Origin of the sequence: Alkalicoccus luteus (assembly GCF_012034335.1) — a bacterium.
Taxonomy (GTDB): Bacteria; Bacillota; Bacilli; order Bacillales; family Salisediminibacteriaceae; genus Alkalicoccus; species Alkalicoccus luteus_A.
Genome location: NZ_JAATHJ010000020.1, coordinates 24445 through 41238, shown reverse-complemented (window position 1 = coordinate 41238; position 16794 = coordinate 24445). Strand labels below are relative to the sequence as shown.

Annotated in this window: 14 protein-coding genes; 8 read left to right on the top strand and 6 right to left on the bottom strand. The window is 51.5% G+C overall.

Annotated features, from left to right (window positions below):
• Window positions 1–33: 33 nt before the first annotated feature.
• On the top strand, window positions 34–465 hold the full coding sequence (locus HCN83_RS12320) for a VanZ family protein (RefSeq protein ID WP_168007740.1): 432 nt from the start codon (window positions 34–36) through the stop codon (window positions 463–465).
• Between the two features lie 16 nt (window positions 466–481).
• Window positions 482–1330, top strand: a complete 849-nt coding sequence (locus HCN83_RS12315; RefSeq protein ID WP_168007738.1) for a sulfite exporter TauE/SafE family protein — start codon at window positions 482–484, stop codon at window positions 1328–1330.
• Between the two features lie 144 nt (window positions 1331–1474).
• On the opposite strand, the gene htpG is transcribed toward HCN83_RS12315, so the two are convergent.
• Window positions 1475–3358 (bottom strand): molecular chaperone HtpG, encoded by a 1884-nt coding sequence (gene htpG, locus HCN83_RS12310; protein ID WP_168007736.1) that lies wholly within the window; start codon window positions 3356–3358, stop codon window positions 1475–1477.
• 403 nt (window positions 3359–3761) lie between these two features.
• Here htpG and HCN83_RS12305 point away from each other — a divergent pair, with 403 nt between their 5' ends.
• A complete protein-coding gene (locus HCN83_RS12305; protein ID WP_168007734.1) occupies window positions 3762–4643 on the top strand; it encodes an ROK family protein in 882 nt (293 codons plus the stop codon).
• Window positions 4644–4709: 66 nt separating this feature from the next.
• Here the strand turns inward: HCN83_RS12305 and HCN83_RS12300 are convergent, their stop codons facing one another.
• Both HCN83_RS12300 and HCN83_RS12295 read right to left on the bottom strand, forming a co-directional pair.
• Window positions 4710–5006, bottom strand: a complete 297-nt coding sequence (locus HCN83_RS12300; protein ID WP_168007732.1) for a hypothetical protein — start codon at window positions 5004–5006, stop codon at window positions 4710–4712.
• 102 nt (window positions 5007–5108) lie between these two features.
• Window positions 5109–6125 (bottom strand): glycerate kinase, encoded by a 1017-nt coding sequence (locus HCN83_RS12295; protein WP_168007730.1) that lies wholly within the window; start codon window positions 6123–6125, stop codon window positions 5109–5111.
• Between the two features lie 127 nt (window positions 6126–6252).
• On the opposite strand from HCN83_RS12295, the gene HCN83_RS12290 reads away from it, so the two are divergent.
• Window positions 6253–7317 carry a M42 family metallopeptidase gene (locus HCN83_RS12290; protein WP_246238222.1) on the top strand — a complete coding sequence of 355 codons (1065 nt, stop codon included), beginning with the start codon at window positions 6253–6255 and terminating at the stop codon, window positions 7315–7317.
• A gap of 231 nt (window positions 7318–7548) precedes the next feature.
• Window positions 7549–7782: a hypothetical protein gene (locus HCN83_RS12285; RefSeq protein ID WP_168007728.1), complete on the top strand. Its 234-nt coding sequence runs from the start codon at window positions 7549–7551 to the stop codon at window positions 7780–7782.
• A 234-nt stretch (window positions 7783–8016) separates the two neighbouring features.
• Here HCN83_RS12285 and HCN83_RS12280 read toward each other — a convergent pair whose 3' ends face one another.
• Window positions 8017–9465, bottom strand: a complete 1449-nt coding sequence (locus tag HCN83_RS12280) for an aldehyde dehydrogenase family protein (protein WP_168007726.1) — start codon at window positions 9463–9465, stop codon at window positions 8017–8019.
• A gap of 217 nt (window positions 9466–9682) precedes the next feature.
• Between HCN83_RS12280 and putP the strand changes: the two genes are divergently transcribed.
• Window positions 9683–11158, top strand: a complete 1476-nt coding sequence (gene putP / locus HCN83_RS12275; protein WP_168007724.1) for a sodium/proline symporter PutP — start codon at window positions 9683–9685, stop codon at window positions 11156–11158.
• Window positions 11159–11210: 52 nt separating this feature from the next.
• On the opposite strand, the gene HCN83_RS12270 is transcribed toward putP, so the two are convergent.
• Window positions 11211–11489: a hypothetical protein gene (locus tag HCN83_RS12270; protein ID WP_168007721.1), complete on the bottom strand. Its 279-nt coding sequence runs from the start codon at window positions 11487–11489 to the stop codon at window positions 11211–11213.
• Between the two features lie 184 nt (window positions 11490–11673).
• Between HCN83_RS12270 and ppc the strand changes: the two genes are divergently transcribed.
• Entirely contained in the window at window positions 11674–14436 is a 2763-nt protein-coding gene (ppc, locus tag HCN83_RS12265) for a phosphoenolpyruvate carboxylase (RefSeq protein ID WP_168007719.1), read from the top strand.
• 162 nt (window positions 14437–14598) lie between these two features.
• Here ppc and HCN83_RS12260 read toward each other — a convergent pair whose 3' ends face one another.
• Window positions 14599–15177, bottom strand: coding sequence for a hypothetical protein (locus HCN83_RS12260; RefSeq protein ID WP_168007717.1), 579 nt, complete (start codon window positions 15175–15177; stop codon window positions 14599–14601).
• 610 nt (window positions 15178–15787) lie between these two features.
• Here HCN83_RS12260 and HCN83_RS12255 point away from each other — a divergent pair.
• Entirely contained in the window at window positions 15788–16789 is a 1002-nt protein-coding gene (locus HCN83_RS12255) for a BMP family ABC transporter substrate-binding protein (protein ID WP_168007715.1), read from the top strand.
• Window positions 16790–16794: the final 5 nt, after the last annotated feature.

Genomic DNA, 16794 nt, shown 5'->3' with positions numbered 1-16794 from the left:
TGCCCACAGCGGTGGTCGAAAAGGAGTTAACGATTGAGAGGCATTTACTTTTTTATCTGGCTGGCATTGTTTTTAATCGGTATGTGGACAGAGAGCTCCACCCGCCTCATTTATGATCAGCATGTCGCCTTTACATTGACGAGAAACGTATCGTGGGAAAACTTCTGGTCCACGGACTACGTAGAGGCGCTGCGTCACAGCGGCGGACTGCTCGTGTCGAAGGTCGCGCACGTCGTCAGTTCATTTTTGCTTGGACTTTTGTTTTTCCGCTGGATCGGTTTGAAGCTGGACGCACTCGTCTGCCTGCTTCTCGGCGTAGCGGTAGTAGAAGTGCTGCAGGAATTTTTCACGCGCGAAGCTTACGCGCTGGACATTATGCTGAACGCTACCGGCGTGTTGACCGCGGCACTGCTCGTTAGCCTGTGGCAGGTTGAAACCGGACGTGCGATTGAGGATACAGACTAAGGGAGGTGCGGAGGCGATGGAATGGTGCCGCTACATTCGCGATGATAAAACAGTGTGCACGAATGCGGCCGGAGCTGCTACTGATCATCCGGGCTTTGGCTACTGTGCCGACCACGAATGGACGGAGATAGCGGAAGCAGACCGAGCTGCATTCAAACAGCTGCTGGAAGAAGGAGATATGACCAGCCTGGATGCGTTTCTGCAACGCAAAGATGTGCATCCCGATCTGTCTGTCGGAGGGTTTCCGACGATGCTCGTTTATGCGGTGCACGCGGAAAACGCAGAGGCGGTATATCTGCTGCTTAAGCACGGCGCCGATCGCCGCATTTTTCGAAACCGGCTTCGGAATGAGGATATTGTCACTATGGTCGAACAGGGTCGCAGCGATGAGCTGCTCGCTTCAACTGAAACGGGCGGAAAAGAAAACAGTGAGTTCTTCCGTGCCTCCGCATCACACCGGGAAGACCAGCGCGTGCGTACCCAGGTGCTTCGCTACGCGCTTCCGGGATCGCTGCTGCTTATCGCCTCTTACGTGTTTGGCGTCGTGGAAGAAACCGGTGTCTTTTTTCTGCTGGCGGGTATGATCTGGACAGTCGTCCGGCTCGTAAAGGGACTCGTGCAGAAGCGCCGCTTTGACTACCGGCTGCCGGTCTGGATGACGATGGCAGGCATGCTGCTTACCTCGGCCGGAACCGGCTTCACCGGCGGCTGGGACGTTCTTTTCACAGCTGCCCTCGTATTCTTTCTGGGCTACCTGTTTCTGTGGCTGATCAGTGTCCGGCGGCGTTCGCCGGAAAAGCGTCAGCGCGGCTGGATCGTCCTTGTCTCTGTTTTTCTCATGATCGTCTCCGCAGGCGGGATTTGAGCGAACTGGAGAGTTCAAGGGCACGGCTTTCGGCTGGTGCCGAAAGCTTCTTTTGTGATTGCGTTTGAGGCACCTTACCCATCCTTCTGCGATCCCGCCCCAAAAACCCCGCTGCGCAATCGCAGCGGGGCAGGTTTCAACTGACTATTTCATAATTTTGCAGACGTCATTCGTAAAGGAGACAGGATCCTCCACTGGCAGACCTTCAATGAGTCGGGCCTGGTTGTAAAGCAGGTTCGTGTACAGCTCAAAGGTGGCTTTGTCATCCTGCTCGTAAGCCTGCTTCAAGGACGCAAAGACCTCGTGCTGATGGTTAATCTCCAGCACTTTATCGGCTTCTACGCCTTGATTTTCCGGCATCTGTGCGAGAATTTTCTCCATCTCGATAGTAACTTCACCTTCAGCGGTGAGGCAGACCGGATGAGATTTTAACCGGTTGGAAAGACGAACGTCTTTTACCGCCGTGCCGAGCTGGTCTTTCATCGCAGCGAACAGTTCCTTGTGCTCGCTCGCTGTTTCTTCGGCTTCTTTTTTTTCCTCGTCGGATTCGAGACCCAGATCACCGCTGGAAACGGATTTGAATTCTTTGCCGTCATATTCGCGCATCATTTTAATCGCAAATTCATCGACTTCTTCTGTAAAGTAAAGCAGCTCAAAGCCTTTATCCTTCACGAGCTCTGCCTGAGGCAGCTTTTCCAGACGGGAAACGGAGTCACCGGAAGCATAGTAAATGTACTTCTGCTCTTCCGGCATGCGCTCGGTATATTCTTTCAGGCTGACCAGCTTGTTTTCGTTGGAAGACGTAAACAGAAGCAGATCCTGCAGCTCTTCTTTGTCCTGGCCGAAGTTGTTGTAAACGCCGAACTTCAGCTGGCGGCCGAATGACTCGAAAAACGTCTCGTAGTTGTTACGGTCATTTTTCAGCATGCTCTGGAGTTCTTTTTTGATTTTTGACTTAATGTTTTTGGCAATCAGCTTTAGCTGGCGATCATGCTGGAGCATTTCCCGGGAAATATTAAGGGACAGGTCCTCAGAATCGACCATTCCTTTCACGAAACTGAAGTAGTCCGGAAGCAGATCCGGGCTCTTTTCCATAATCAGCACACCGCTGGAATAAAGCTCAAGTCCCTTCTCAAATTCCTTGGAGTAATAATCAAACGGTGTCGTCTCCGGAATGTAGAGAATGGAGCTGTAGCGGATCGTGCCGTCGACGTGAATATGCACGTGACGCAGCGGCTTATCGAAGCCGTAATGCTTCTCATGGTAGAAGTTCTCATAATCTTCATCCGTTAGCTCTGACTTATCTTTGCGCCAGATTGGCACCATGCTGTTTACGGTCTGTTCTTCGTGTTTTTCTACGGTTTCACCGCTGTCATCGTCCTTCGGTTCATGTACGGTGACATTCATGAGAATAGGATAGCGGATAAAGTCAGAGTACTTTTTCACAATCTGCTTTAGCCGGTGCTCTTCGAGAAATTCATCGAAGGAGTCGTCCTCCGTGTTTTCCTTCAGCTTGATCGTAATCGTCGTACCAGTCGTTTCCTTCGTGCCGGGTTCAATCGTATATCCGTCTGTACCGTTCGACTCCCAGCGGAATGCTTCCGTCTGGCCTGCTGATTTTGTTTCTACGGTCACGTGATCTGCGACCATAAACGCAGAGTAAAAGCCGACGCCGAACTGACCGATAATGTCGCGTCCGTCTTCGGTTTCGGTCTGCTTTTTAAACGCAAGCGAGCCGCTTTCCGCAATCGTTCCGAGGTTGCGTTCGAGCTCCTCTTCATTCATGCCGATGCCCGTATCTTCAATTGTCAGCGTTCGTGCGTCCCGATCGGCACTGACGCGGATGAAAAAGTCTTCCTGGTTAAACGCAATGGTGTCATCTGTTAACGCACGGTAATACATTTTATCAATGGCGTCGCTGGCGTTAGAAATCAGCTCGCGCAAAAATATTTCGCGCTGTGAATAGATGGAGTTGACCATCATCTCCAGCAGCCGCTTGGATTCGGCTTTAAATTCTTTTTTCGTCATGGTGGATCCGCTCCTTCGCTGCAATTTTAGCACTCTGACTATCTGAGTGCTAATCCACTTTCTATTGTACTGATTCCAGCCGGTGTGTCAATTAGCGAAACGTTGGAAAAAAATATTCCTATATGAATATTATCGGAGCAAATAGCATGTGACAGTCTGTTTTTAGTGGCTAATCCGCTTTTTTGAGTGAATATGCACTCTGCATGAATTTTTACTCTCTTTTATACTAAGAACAAGCGAATATGAGGGCTATGCAGCCTCCATATCCACTGTCTTACCCCTCGGGTGCCGGATATGCCCAGATCTGGACCCACTCTCGCCTTAAGCCTGCCCAGCTTAAGGTATTTTTTTGTGCATAAATCCGGTATGCTGAAAAGAAAAAGCAGAGCGAAGGGGTGGGCATATGCAGGCAATTGGCATTGATATCGGCGGCACATCGATCCGTGCGGCAAGCGTTGATGAAAGTGGTCACGTCACGACGTTTGAACAGATCAGGACACCGTTTGATCCGGAGGAAGCAGTTCGCTGGATCGCGCAAACGATTGACGGCTGGGAGAGCGGAAGCACCATAGGAGTTGCAGCACCTGGACCATTGCAGGCAGAGAAAGGGCTCTTTCTCGATCCGCCCAATCTGCCCGGATGGCATGGCTTTCCGTTTAAAGAAAAGCTGGAAGCAGCAGCCGACCTGTCTGTGATCATGGAAAATGATGCGAATGCTGCAGCCGCAGCTGAATGGGTGCACGGCGCAGGCAAAGGGACAGCGTCGCTCGCCTACGTAACGATCAGCACTGGAGTAGGTGCCGGGCTGATCGTCGATGGCCGCATTATTGGCGGCTTTCGCGGTAACGGGGGCGAGGTCGGCAACATGATCATCGCCGACGACGGGCCTCATCAGCAGGGAATGAACAGAGGGTCATGGGAGTCGCTTGCATCCGGGACCGCGCTTGGCAGACGGGCACATGCTGCGGGCATTCGCGGCGGCGCACCGGAACTGTTTTCGCTTGCATCCAGCGGGGATCAGGCGGCGGAAGGCCTGATCGCCGAGTGGATCGATTTCACGGCTCGCGGGCTGGCTAATTTGTTTCATACGGTAGACCCGGATTGCATCGTCATCGGAGGAGGCGTTTCCGGCTCAGCACCGTATTTTATGAAGCAGCTGAGGGAGGCGGTTGCTGCTAAGGTGTATAAAAGTGCTGCAGAGACGATTGATCTGCGCACTGCAGCACTCGGGCGTTCAACCGGGGTCATCGGTGCTGCTGTCCTGCGCCGGTTGATTCGCGTGTAGCAGTTTCTCTCATAAGCATAGAAAAAAGCATCGGGAGAGATCCTGATGCTTTTTTTCAGTGCGGAATCAGCGGGTTTTGGTCGGAAGCGGTTCTTGCTCGAGAATGTTTCGAAGCTTCGTTCCGAGACCGACTCGACCGCCAAGTTCTTTTAAGTAAGGGCTCACGTACATATGGCTTTCGTGACCGTGGACGATTCGCGGGTCCTCAGCGTGCACCCACTCAAAGACCGGGTCGTTGTTTTCATTCAGCAGGACTCCGGAATAGTAAGTTTCATCAGGTGTGCTGCGTTCAATATCGAGAATGACGAGCGTTCCTTCATAGAAGTCGCCCCGGAAAGATCGGAGTCTTGCCAAATCGTTCATTCCTTTCTGTCTGTAAGGTGTTTCTATTGTACCATAAAAAGTCGAAATATGAATCTTTTTTCATCCGTCTTTGTCCTTTATTTAAGTCAAAAAATAACAGTATTATTTCAGGTAAGGACGGATCGCCTCGATGGCTGCTCGTTCAACCGTAGCTCTCGTATCGCCGGTACGATCCGTGGTGATCGTCATATCGGCGCACGGAACGTCTGCCTGTTCAGCGAGCTTTTGAATATATGGGACGACATGGCTCGTATGCTCCGGCATTCCATCCTGGCTTTCGCCTGTGAGGATGAGGGAAGCGTGCTGCAGTTTAGCAGCGAGCTGGTGCACGCCTGCCGTATACACAACGGCTTCATGCAGCTCGGCACCGAGGCATCCGAGTGCAAAACCGATTCCGCCGCCTGCGCCGCTTCCAGGTTTAGCGGCAGCGTCAGGAACCGGGAAGAGCGGAACGGTATTGAGCACAGCCTGATGCAGAAACTCCATGACGCTGTCGGATTCACCGGCCTGTCTTCCGGTACGGTACACAGCGCCATCCATGCCGGTAAGCGGGTAAAAGGATGTACACAATACACGAATGGGCGGGAGTTTCTTCGTCGGAAATTGAATGGCGGCGGCCCCTGAAATATCTTTCGTACGCAGGTGCTGCAGGCGGGAGCCGTCTTCTCCGCGGATTTTTGCTCCCAGTGCTTCCAGCATGCCAAGTCCCATATCGACCGATGCTGTGCCTCCAAGGGCAATCGTGATCGATTTCGCCCCTGCTGCATGAGCCATCACCTGGCCCAGGCCGGTGCTGGACGTATCGAGCAGCTGGCGTTCGTTCGGCTCCAGCAGCTGGAGTCCGAGAATCGCTTCGCTGTCGATGAAGGCATGCCCGTCTTCATCGACATAGTAATCGGCGGTGCGTTCCCGTAAATGCGGGTCTGCGGCTGTGACGCTGACGGTTTCGTAGGATTTTCCGTACAGCAGTGCCCGGGATGTGCCGGCGTGCCCGTCTGCCATCGGACAGATGACAGCCTCGATTCCTGCTGCCTTCCGTACTCCTTCCGCAGCCGCCTCTGCTGCGTCGGTTGAGGTCATGCCTGCGCCGAACTGATCAGGTGCAATAATCACGTTCATCCTCTCGTCCCCCTCTGTATGCCTTCTTTTTCATTATAGCTCATTCGGGCAGAAAGCGGGGAAGCCCTGTTCATGAGCGTCAAAGTTTTGTAAACTCATGGAAGAAGACATTTTTGCACAGGAGAGGATGAACCGATTTATGGCGATGCAGCAGGCAGAAGATGTCCGTACGCTGATCGAAGAGCTTGTATTGATTCCGAGCCCTTCCGGCAGTACGACAGAGGTCATCAGTAAAGTAGAAGCCTATTTTGAGGATCTGGGCATCCGGACAGAGCGGCTCCGCAAAGGCGGGTTGCTGGCCGAGCTTCCAGGCAGAGAAAAAGCCGAGCAGCGCATGATGACAGCGCACGTCGACACGCTTGGTGCGATGGTAAAGGAAGTGAAAAGTGACGGCCGGCTGAAGCTCGATCTGATTGGCGGTTTTCTTTACAACGCGGTTGAAGGGGAGTACTGTGAAATTGAGACGGCAGGCGGTGAGCGCTATACGGGCACCATTTTAATGAAGCAAACGTCCGTACACGTCTATGACAATGCAGGTAAAGCAGAGCGCAGCATCGATAATATGGAAGTGCGGATCGACGAAAAAACGTCCTCCAAAGAAGAAACGGAAGCACTCGGCATCGGACCGGGAGACTTTATTTCCTTTGATCCACGCGTACAGGTGCTGCCGAACGGCTATATTAAATCACGGCATCTGGATGATAAAGCGAGCGTGGCTGTTCTGATGCGGCTTGCCAAAGAGATCATGGAGGAAGCCATTGAGCTGCCGTACACCGTGCAGCTGCTGATTTCGAACAACGAAGAAATCGGCTTCGGCGGAAACGCCGGCATCCGTCCGGAAACGGTAGAATATTTGGCCGTCGACATGGGAGCCATGGGGGACGGCCAGACGACCGATGAGCATACCGTATCGATCTGTGCCAAAGATTCCGGCGGCCCGTATCACCTCGGGCTCCGAAAGCATCTTGTGGAGCTGGCAGAAGTGAACAGCATCGGCTATCAGGTCGATATGTATCCGCATTACGGATCAGATGCAACGGCTGCTGTCCGCGCAGGGCACGATGTGATTCACGGGCTGGTCGGTCCCGGAATTGATTCCTCCCATGCATATGAGCGCACGCATATTGAAAGCCTCGAAGCGACGTACCGGCTTTTAAAGGCATACGTGCAGTCGCCAATGCGTGCCTATTAAAAAACGAGAGGGCTTCTCCAGGCTGTTGAAAAAGTCTTTCAACTTACATGTTTATTCGTTTGATTGCATTTTTCTCTGCTTACCGAGCCTGCCGTGGGCTGGCCTTCAGCTATTTCTCAGGGGGCCCCTGTTATGAAGGGAAGAAAGGCACGTAGGATGGCGCGGCTTCACACGGACACAGGCTTCTCGCGAGAAGCCTTTAAGACCCGGTCCGGCTCCGCTCGTGCGTTGATGCCGTTCGCAGATCTGAACGGCACTGAATCTTCAGACTGCGCGGCTTCCACTGGCGTCTCCGCCGGACACATCGGGAAAACAGCTTGGCTTTTTGGAGAACAACGTCACGACAGACGCGACTGCTTTTTTACGTTTATCATGAATTCGATGAAGGACTGGCACCCCTATTTAACATCAAAACGTTTTATCGGGAAGGTTCTATCTGTATGGAAGCCGATCGTGAAGTCCTAACCAGGCACTTGAAACGGACTGCCAGCTGCCAAATCGGAGGACCTCGACTCCAGGAGGATCAGAACGAGGCGAAGATCCATCGCTTCCGACGAAAGAAGGAAGTGGTTAGCTGAGCCCGTTCCCTCCGGAAAGCGAGTGTCCGCAGATACAGGCAGATGCAATCTTATTCACCTAAAATGACTTTATCAACACTCTGGAGAGCCTCTCCGTCTGAAGAGGCCCTCTCTTTTTTTATTAAAAGGGATATTCGCGTTTGCCATCCTGAATCGAAAGCCATTTTTCGGTCGTGAATTTATCAAGTGCCCATTCTCCGCCGAAACGGCCGATACCGGAGGCTTTTTCACCACCAAAGGAAGCATGTGCTTCGTCGTTAACCGTCTGATCATTGACGTGGATCATGCCGGTTTCGATCTGCTTGGCAAATTCGGTTGCACGGTGAATGTCGGTCGAATGAACTGCGCCGCTCAGGCCATAAGGCGTACTATTTGCGAGCTTGACGGCCTCTTCCTCCGTGCTGAAGCGGATTAACGGCGCTACGGGACCGAATATCTCGTTTTTTGCGATTGGCATGTCTTCCGTCACATCTGTTAGGATAATCGGGTGCAGCAGAGTTCCCTCGGCATCACCGCCGAGAATCTGTGTCGCGCCCTGCTCGATCGATTCGTTTACGTCTTTCATAATGCGCTCGACCTGATCCTCTTTAATCAGAGGACCAACGACCGTTTCACGTTCGGAAGGGTCTCCTGCCTGAAGCGCAGCTGTCCGCTTTTTAAACGCCTCAGCGAACGTATCGTAAATCGAATCGTGAACCAGGAAGCGGTTGACGCTCATACATATTTGACCCTGATGCAGAAACTTGCCAAATACCGCAGCTTCTACAGCGCGGTCGACATCCGCGTCTTCCAGTACGATAAAGGCGTTATTGCCGCCGAGCTCGAGCGCTGTCTCCTTAATATGCTTTCCGGCAAGGGAAGCGATATGGGATCCGACTTCTGTCGACCCGGTAAAGGAGATGACTTTCGGGACCGGATGCTCTACGAACGCATCGCCGATTTCAGAGCCTCGTCCGGCTGTCACGTTAAGCACGCCGGCAGGGGCACCGGCTTCATGAAAGATGTCGGCGATCAGGCTGCCTGCCGTAACAATCGTGTCCGTTGCCGGTTTTAATACTACCGTGTTGCCGGCTGCAATTGCAGGTGCTACCGAGCGCATCGACAGGTGGAACGGGAAGTTCCAAGGTCCGATGACCCCGATGACGCCTTTCGGAGACTTATAAACGCGGTTTTCTTTACCAGGGAAGTCAGATGCCATAATCTGGCCTTTCATTCTGTATGGGAACGAAGCAGATTCCTGCACGATGCGGAGTGCTGCACCGAATTCAATCTGGGCTTTGATGCCGGAGCTGCCCGCTTCTTTTACCAATAGCCTGACAATCTCGTCTTTTCGTTCCTGCATAATTTCTGCTACGCGGTGCAAGAGCTGCTGCTTTTCGGACGGGAGCGTATCTCTCCACGCCGGGAAAGCCTGCTCCGCTGCGCGATACGCACGATCGAGGTCTTCTTCAGAAGAAGAAGCCATCGTAAAGAGCGTTTCCTGGTTGAACGGGTTGACGTTCTCCAGCGTTTTGTCGCTGGTGCCGTCTGTCCATTCTCCGTTAATAAACTGCTTGGCATATTTTTGCATGAGCGAAATCTCCTTTCAAAAAGTAAGTCACATTTGCTCGTTTTCCCGCTATTGCCTGCGTTAAAACGTCTATGCACGATGTGCTACGAAAGGAGCAAATCATCTCTAGTGTTTTCATAGCGTTCAGATTATAATAGGAGCATAGAGATAAAATGTCAGACTATTAAAAAAGGAGGGCGTTTCGGCAGGAACACCATCTTAAAAGGGGGTATGTAACATGGTAGAAGGTTCTTTACCAATTATTATTACATTTGTCGTGTATCTCATCGGTATGATTGCATTAGGACTTATCGCTTACAAAATGACGGACAACCTATCTGACTATGTACTTGGCGGGCGTCGTCTTGGTGCGGGTGTAGCAGCCCTGTCAGCCGGTGCTTCGGACATGAGCAGCTGGCTTCTGCTCGGGCTGCCTGGCGCACTTTACGCGGCAGGCCTGGTGGAAGCATGGATTGCGATCGGTCTTGCGATCGGGGCAGTTGTCAACTGGATGCTGGTAGCGGGCAGGCTGCGGGCATATACCGAAATCGCAAACGATTCGATCACGCTGCCGGACTTCTTTGAGAACCGGTTTAAGGATAATTCCCGTTCCCTGCGAATTGTTTCTGCACTGCTTATTCTTATTTTCTTTACGTTTTATACATCGTCCGGTCTCGTTGGCGGTGCTGTTCTGTTTGAAAGCACGTTTGGTCTCGATCAGACGACGGCACTCTGGGTCGGTGCAATTATTATCATCGCCTATACGTTCCTCGGCGGCTTCCTGGCCGTCAGCTGGACTGACTTTGTGCAGGGGATTCTGATGTTCCTGGCCCTTATTGTCATTCCGATTGTGGCCATCATGGACTTTGGCGGCATCGGTCCCACGTTCGATCAGATTCGTTCAATCGATCCAAACAACCTGAGCCTGTTTAGCGGGGTTGGCATTATCGGAATCATTTCCCTGCTTGGCTGGGGACTTGGTTATTTCGGCCAGCCGCACATTATCGTTCGTTTCATGGCGATTCGTTCGATGAAGGAGCTTCCGAAGGCACAGGGCATCGGGATCACGTGGGTTGTTCTCTCGATGACAGGGGCTGTATTCACTGGTCTTGTCGGGATTGCCTACTTTGCGGATGCACCGCTTGATAATCCGGAGACCGTGTTCCTGGAGTTCACCCAGGTGCTGGTCCATCCGGTCGTAGCAGGGGTGCTGCTTGCAGCGGTGCTTGCCGCAATCATGAGTACGATTGACTCCCAGCTGCTCGTCTCCTCGTCTGCACTGACGGAGGACTTTTACAAAGGCTTTATTCGTCCGAACGCCTCTCAGAAGGAGCTTGTCACAGTTGGACGGATCGGTGTACTTGCCGTAGCAGTTGTAGCCCTGATTCTTGCGCAGAACCCGGATGCGACGGTACTCGAGCTCGTCAGCTACGCCTGGGCCGGACTCGGTGCTGCCTTTGGACCGCTCGTACTGTTCAGTCTCTTCTGGAAGGATATGACGCGAAACGGGGCGCTTGCCGGAATGATCTCCGGTGGTGTGACCGTTATCGTCTGGGCGCTGCTCGAAGGCGGCATCTTCGACCTGTATGAGCTCGTTTCCGGATTTGTCATTTCGTCGATCTTCATCATCATCTTCAGTAAAATTGGTGCTAAGCCGACGAAAGAAATGCAGGAAGAGTTCGAACGCGCTCGCGCAATGGACAAAGGTGCATAAGCAACACTCGAAGAACCGGCTGCGGCCGGTTCTTTTCTATTTTGAAAAGATGTCACGCTGTCTGCTTTAGACTTGCCTTCAGCCATTTCTCAAGAGAAACATCTTTAGTATAGGAGAATGGCGCGGCTTCACGCGGACACAGGCTTCTTAACGAGAAGCTTTCAACACCCGGTCCGGCTCCGCACGCGCTCTCATGCCGTTCAAGATCAAACGGTGATGAATCTTCAACCTGCGGGGACATGCTTTTAGCAGAGTCAGGAGCGTCATCGGGGGATTGGGAGCGATGACGTGGCTGTGGCGCCGGATTTCTACCTATATGTATAGCTTTCATAAAATAGTGAGAAAAAATTGATTATTTTTTATGATTTCTGTTACTATAAGGTCTAACGAGTGTCCTATGGCCTGGGTGGGACAGTTTGCGTCACTTAGGACACAAACTGTCCCATTCCGACTGCCGCATGCTGGCGGTACTGTCATCGGGCGCTCGATGATGCTGTAACAGGAGGGAATCATCTATGTCGGAAACACAAGATCAGAACCTGCAGCTTCGCAATGACGTGAAAAAGCTGGGAAGTATTCTTGGTGACGTGCTGAAAAAGCACGGCGGGGAGGAGCTGTTTCAGAAGGTTGAGGATATCCGTGAGTTAACGAAAGGTCTTCGGGATAATTACGATCCGGATAAATACGAGCTTCTGAAAAAAGAAATTTCTGAGCTGGAGTCACCTATGCGTCAACAGGTGATCCGCGCCTTTTCGATTTATTTCCACCTCGTCAACATTGCCGAGCAGAACCACCGGATTCGCCGGTCGCAGTTTTACCGGCTGGAGCGTGACAGCGACGTGCAGAAGCATTCCATTCAGGAAGCGATTCTCGCACTGAAAAACGATGAGCACGCAGATGAAACGATTCAGAAAATTATTGATGATCTGTCGATTGAGCTGATTATGACGGCTCATCCGACCGAGGCGACAAAGCGGACGGTTCTGGAGATTCAAAAGCGGATTTCCACCATTCTGCAAAAGCTGGATCATCCAACGTTGCCATATAAAAAGCGCCGCAATCTGGAGGAGAGCCTGATTAACGAAGTAACGGTTCTCTGGCAGACGGACGAGCTGCGCCACCGCAAGCCGACTGTCCTGGATGAAGTGAAAAATGGTCTGTACTACTTTGATCAGACGTTGTTTGACGTGCTGCCGGCTGTCCATCAGGAGCTGGAGGATCAGCTGAGCGACTACTTCCCGGGTAAAACCTGGAGAGTGCCGAATTTCCTTAACTTTGGTTCATGGATCGGAGGCGACCGCGACGGCAATCCGTTCGTGACGCCTGATGTGACGTGGGAAACGCTGAAACTGCAGCGTGACCTTGCTGTGAAAAAGTACGATGATGGCCTGACCGAGCTCATGAAGCGGTTCAGTCAGTCCACGTCACGTGTGGCGATTCCGGATGCGTTTATTAAGCACGTAGCCGAACAGGAGAAGAAATATTTAACGAGCAAGGACAAGTGGCAGATCGAAGGCGAAGTGTACCGCCGTATGTTTGCGGTGATGCTGAAGCGCCTTCGTCAGGTCGGCTCTAAGTCAAAGGGTGCATATGATCATGCAGAAGAGCTGTTACGCGACCTGATGCTGATTGAAGAAAACGCACTGACGCATCAGCTGGAAAACGTGAAGCTGAAAAAGCTTCGAAAGCTGATCCGGCAAGTGGAACTGTTCGGCTTCCACCTGGCAACGCTCGATGTGAGAAACCACAGCGGGGAGCATGAAACAGCTGTTTCCGAGATGCTGAAGGTTGTCGGGCTCGCTGACGACTACGCGTCGATGGACGAAGAGGAGAAGCTGAAGCTTTTGGAAAGCGTGCTGAAGGACCCTCGTCCGCTCATGCTCTTGAATGAAGACTACTCGGAAGAAACGCAGAAGATTTTCGAAGTGTTTAAGATGATTCAGCGTGCGCACGAGGAATTCGGCCGCCGCTCGATCGAAGTATATCTGATCAGCATGACCCAGTCGTCAAGCGACCTGCTGGAAGTGCTCGTGCTCGCAAAAGAGGCTGGAATTTACCGCGTACACGTGGACGGTACCGTGGAAAGCAACATCAACGTTGCACCGCTTCTGGAAACAGTAGACGACTTGATTGCCGGACCGAAAATCATGCAGACGCTGTTTGATATGGATCTATACCGCAGCCACATTCAGCAGCGCGGGGACCATCAGGAGATTATGCTCGGCTATTCCGACGGAAGCAAGGACGGCGGAACGCTTACAGCCAATTGGAAGCTGTATAAAGCCCAGCAGGAAATTCATAACATGGCGCGCGACTACAGCATCGGCCTGAAGTTTTTCCATGGCCGGGGCGGCTCACTTGGCCGCGGGGGAGGACCGCTGAACCGCAGTATCATTTCCCAGCCTGCTGAAACGCTCGGCGACGGCGTGAAGATTACCGAGCAGGGTGAGGTTCTGTCATCCCGCTACATGCTTGGCGACATTGCCTTCCGTAATCTGGAGCAGGCTGCGTCTGCGCTGATTCAGTCGACGTCCAAGGTGCATCATTCGTCTGAACAAGCGACGGGATTAAAGCCGGAATACGAGCAGGCAATTGAACAAATTTCAGATGCTTCCTTGAAGAAGTACCAGTCGCTCGTATTCGGCGATAAAGACTTCCTCACGTACTTCAAACAGACGACGCCCCTGAACGAGCTGCGTGAACTGAACATCGGCTCCCGTCCAATGAGCCGTAAAAACAGTGAGAAGTTTGAAGACCTGCGCGCCATTCCGTGGGTGTTCGCGTGGACGCAGTGCCGCCAGATGATTCCGGCATGGTACGCATCCGGGACCGGACTGGCAGGCTTTGCCGAAGAAAGCAGCGAGAATCTGGAACTGCTGCAGGAGATGTATGAGAACTGGCCGTTCTTCCGGTCTACCATCAACAACCTGCAAATGGCACTGATGAAAGCGGATCTGATGACGGCGAAGGAATACGTCAACCTCGTGGAGGATAAAGCGATCGGCGACCGTATTTTCGGCGATATTTCAGAGGAGTATAACCGCACAAAGAACGTGCTGCTCCAAATCTCCAAGTCCGAGGAGCTGCTCGATTTTTCACCGAACATTCAAGGGTCTGTTCATCTGCGAAATCCGTACGTCGATCCGATGAACTTCCTGCAGGTGGATCTGATTCAAAAGCTTCGTGCTACAGACGAAGAAGAGCATACAGAAGAAATCTTAACGGAAGTACTGCTGACAATCAGCGGTGTGGCAGCAGGACTGCTTAACACAGGCTGATACCAGCGAGAAGCCGTCTCCCTTCGGAGGCGGTTTTTTGATTTTGTTTACGATAGTCCGAGAGGGTGTGAAGCAATGACGGGCTTCCCGCATTCAATGGCAGGTCACCGGTCTGAACGTGGAGCACCTGCTTGCGCAATTAAATATAAACGCAGGCTTCATTTATTCCGATATGTCACTGCTGTTCACTCGAATAACAAACTCGGCTTGTTTTACCACCTCATCATCGACTGCCCGGGTGAAGCCTTGATGAAGACGGAGGCTTGTTAATTCATCAATAAGATTCTTAGCGGCATTTAAATTTTCAAGATCAGGGTCTTGTAAAACAATGGCCATCAGTGTTCCAAAGTTTCTTACATCGGACTTAAGTTTGGAATCTTCCAGCTGTTCGATAGCCCGTTCCACTTGTCTGGCAAAATGTTCACTACCGTACTCTAACGCCTGTATATCGTAAATCTCATTGGAAATAACTGCATCGTTATGTGTTTTCACGATTTGATGGAAGGACTCGTACAAATCATCGAGCTTTAATAAGAAGACGTCCTCGGGCGGCAGGTCGTCAGGTGCGTGAATATCTGTCCTTCTCTCGGCATACTGTACATTCTCTGCGTCAGAGGAACGAGTGATTTCATGTACACTGCCGTCTGCTAATTCTACATACTCCGGGCTTTCATAAGTTACAAAGAAATAAAGCGCAATGCCAGTTGTTATGGTAATGACCGCTGCAATTCTGTTCTTCATTGTAACCATCCTTGCTTAACGGACTTTACAAGTGAGAGCTTCGTAAAGTCGAAAACGGGCTGCTTTTGATTCAGGTATTTCATTCATTTCCAACTCCTTTGTAACTACTCCATTCGAACTTGCTGCGACTGAAAGACACTGGCTTACCCGCGACTCCAGAGGAAAACAATGTCTAAGATCATTGATGAACGCACGGGTCAAACCGGACTATCTATACATGGCTTTTTGCGAGAAATCTTTCTCAGAATGGAGAAGGACATTGCTATTGAAAAAAGTGCCCTGGCAAGCGTCTCTCAAAAGGGAGTGAAATTAATACGGAACTTTTGTAAATTAGCTTGGTAATTCGGCTGTTCTTATTGTTTTTCCACGTTTACCTTCTCAGACATGTAAATAGTTGTAAAATTAGTCTTGCTTCTCTTCATCATTTGCATAGCAGTGTGTGTAAATAAAATGATAGAATCAGGAAGCTTTTCCATAACAGGGCGTACATATGAAGGGCGCTAAAATCAAGCAGGAAATAAACAATATACCTAGACGAAGCGCTTTTTCTTCCTGTAAACTATAAAGAAATAACTCGAACGATGTCGATTGAAGGAAGGGAGGTTTTCGGATGCGTTCTGCTTTCCGGCAAAGTGTGATCGTGCTGACTGCAGGGGCAGCGGTTGCGATTATCATCGTGCTGTCCATGCAGCTGTTGTCCAGCAGGGTGATTACAGAAGAGTCGAACCAATCGGAAGCCTCAGGTCCGAATATATCAATTTTAACGTCGGATGCGATCCGCGATCAGAGCTGGGGAAGCTTTGCATTTACGAGTCAGGTGATGATCCGCGATGAGTTTGGGATCCAGGCGGAGCTGCATCCGGAATTAACGACGGAAACGCTGCGTGATTACCGGACAGCAAAAGAAGCGGAAGACGGTGCTGATATGATTATCGGGCACGGACGTGAATTTGCGGCAACGTTTGCCGAGTATGCGCCGCAGTATCCTGAAGTGGAATTTGTCTCGCTGCACGGCGAAACGAATCATGACAATCATACCGTCTACACGTTTGACGTGGCTCCTACGGAAGTGCTTGCGATGACGGCGGCCACCATCAAATCAGAAAGCGGCAGCGTCGGAGTGCTCAGTAAATACGGAGACTGGCGCAGCCGCGAACTGGTGGAAGAACGCCTGCAGGAGCTCGATACGGAGCTTCATTACGAAGTCGTGGAAGATCGCAATGATACGGAAAAGGCAATGGAAGCGCTGGAAAGACTTCGTGACGCTGGTGCAGACGTCATTTACAGCCGCGGCAATACGTTTAACCGCTACGTGATTCAGCAGGCAGCAGAAGATGACTTTTATGTGATCGGCTTCATTGATGATCAAAGCTACCTAAGCCGGGAACATGTGCTGACGAGCATCGTCAACAACGTGCCGCTCGTCTATGAAAAAATCATGACTGATTATCTGTCGGAAGAAGGACTGACGGGAGGAACTGTCGAATTATCAGCAGAGGATGGCGTCTTTTATCTGGCGCCGTTTGGACCGATGTTCAGCGAAGCGGATATGGACGAACTGAAAAAACATGACAGCCGCGTGCTCCGTCATCTTTACGATGGATCACGCTGATGAGA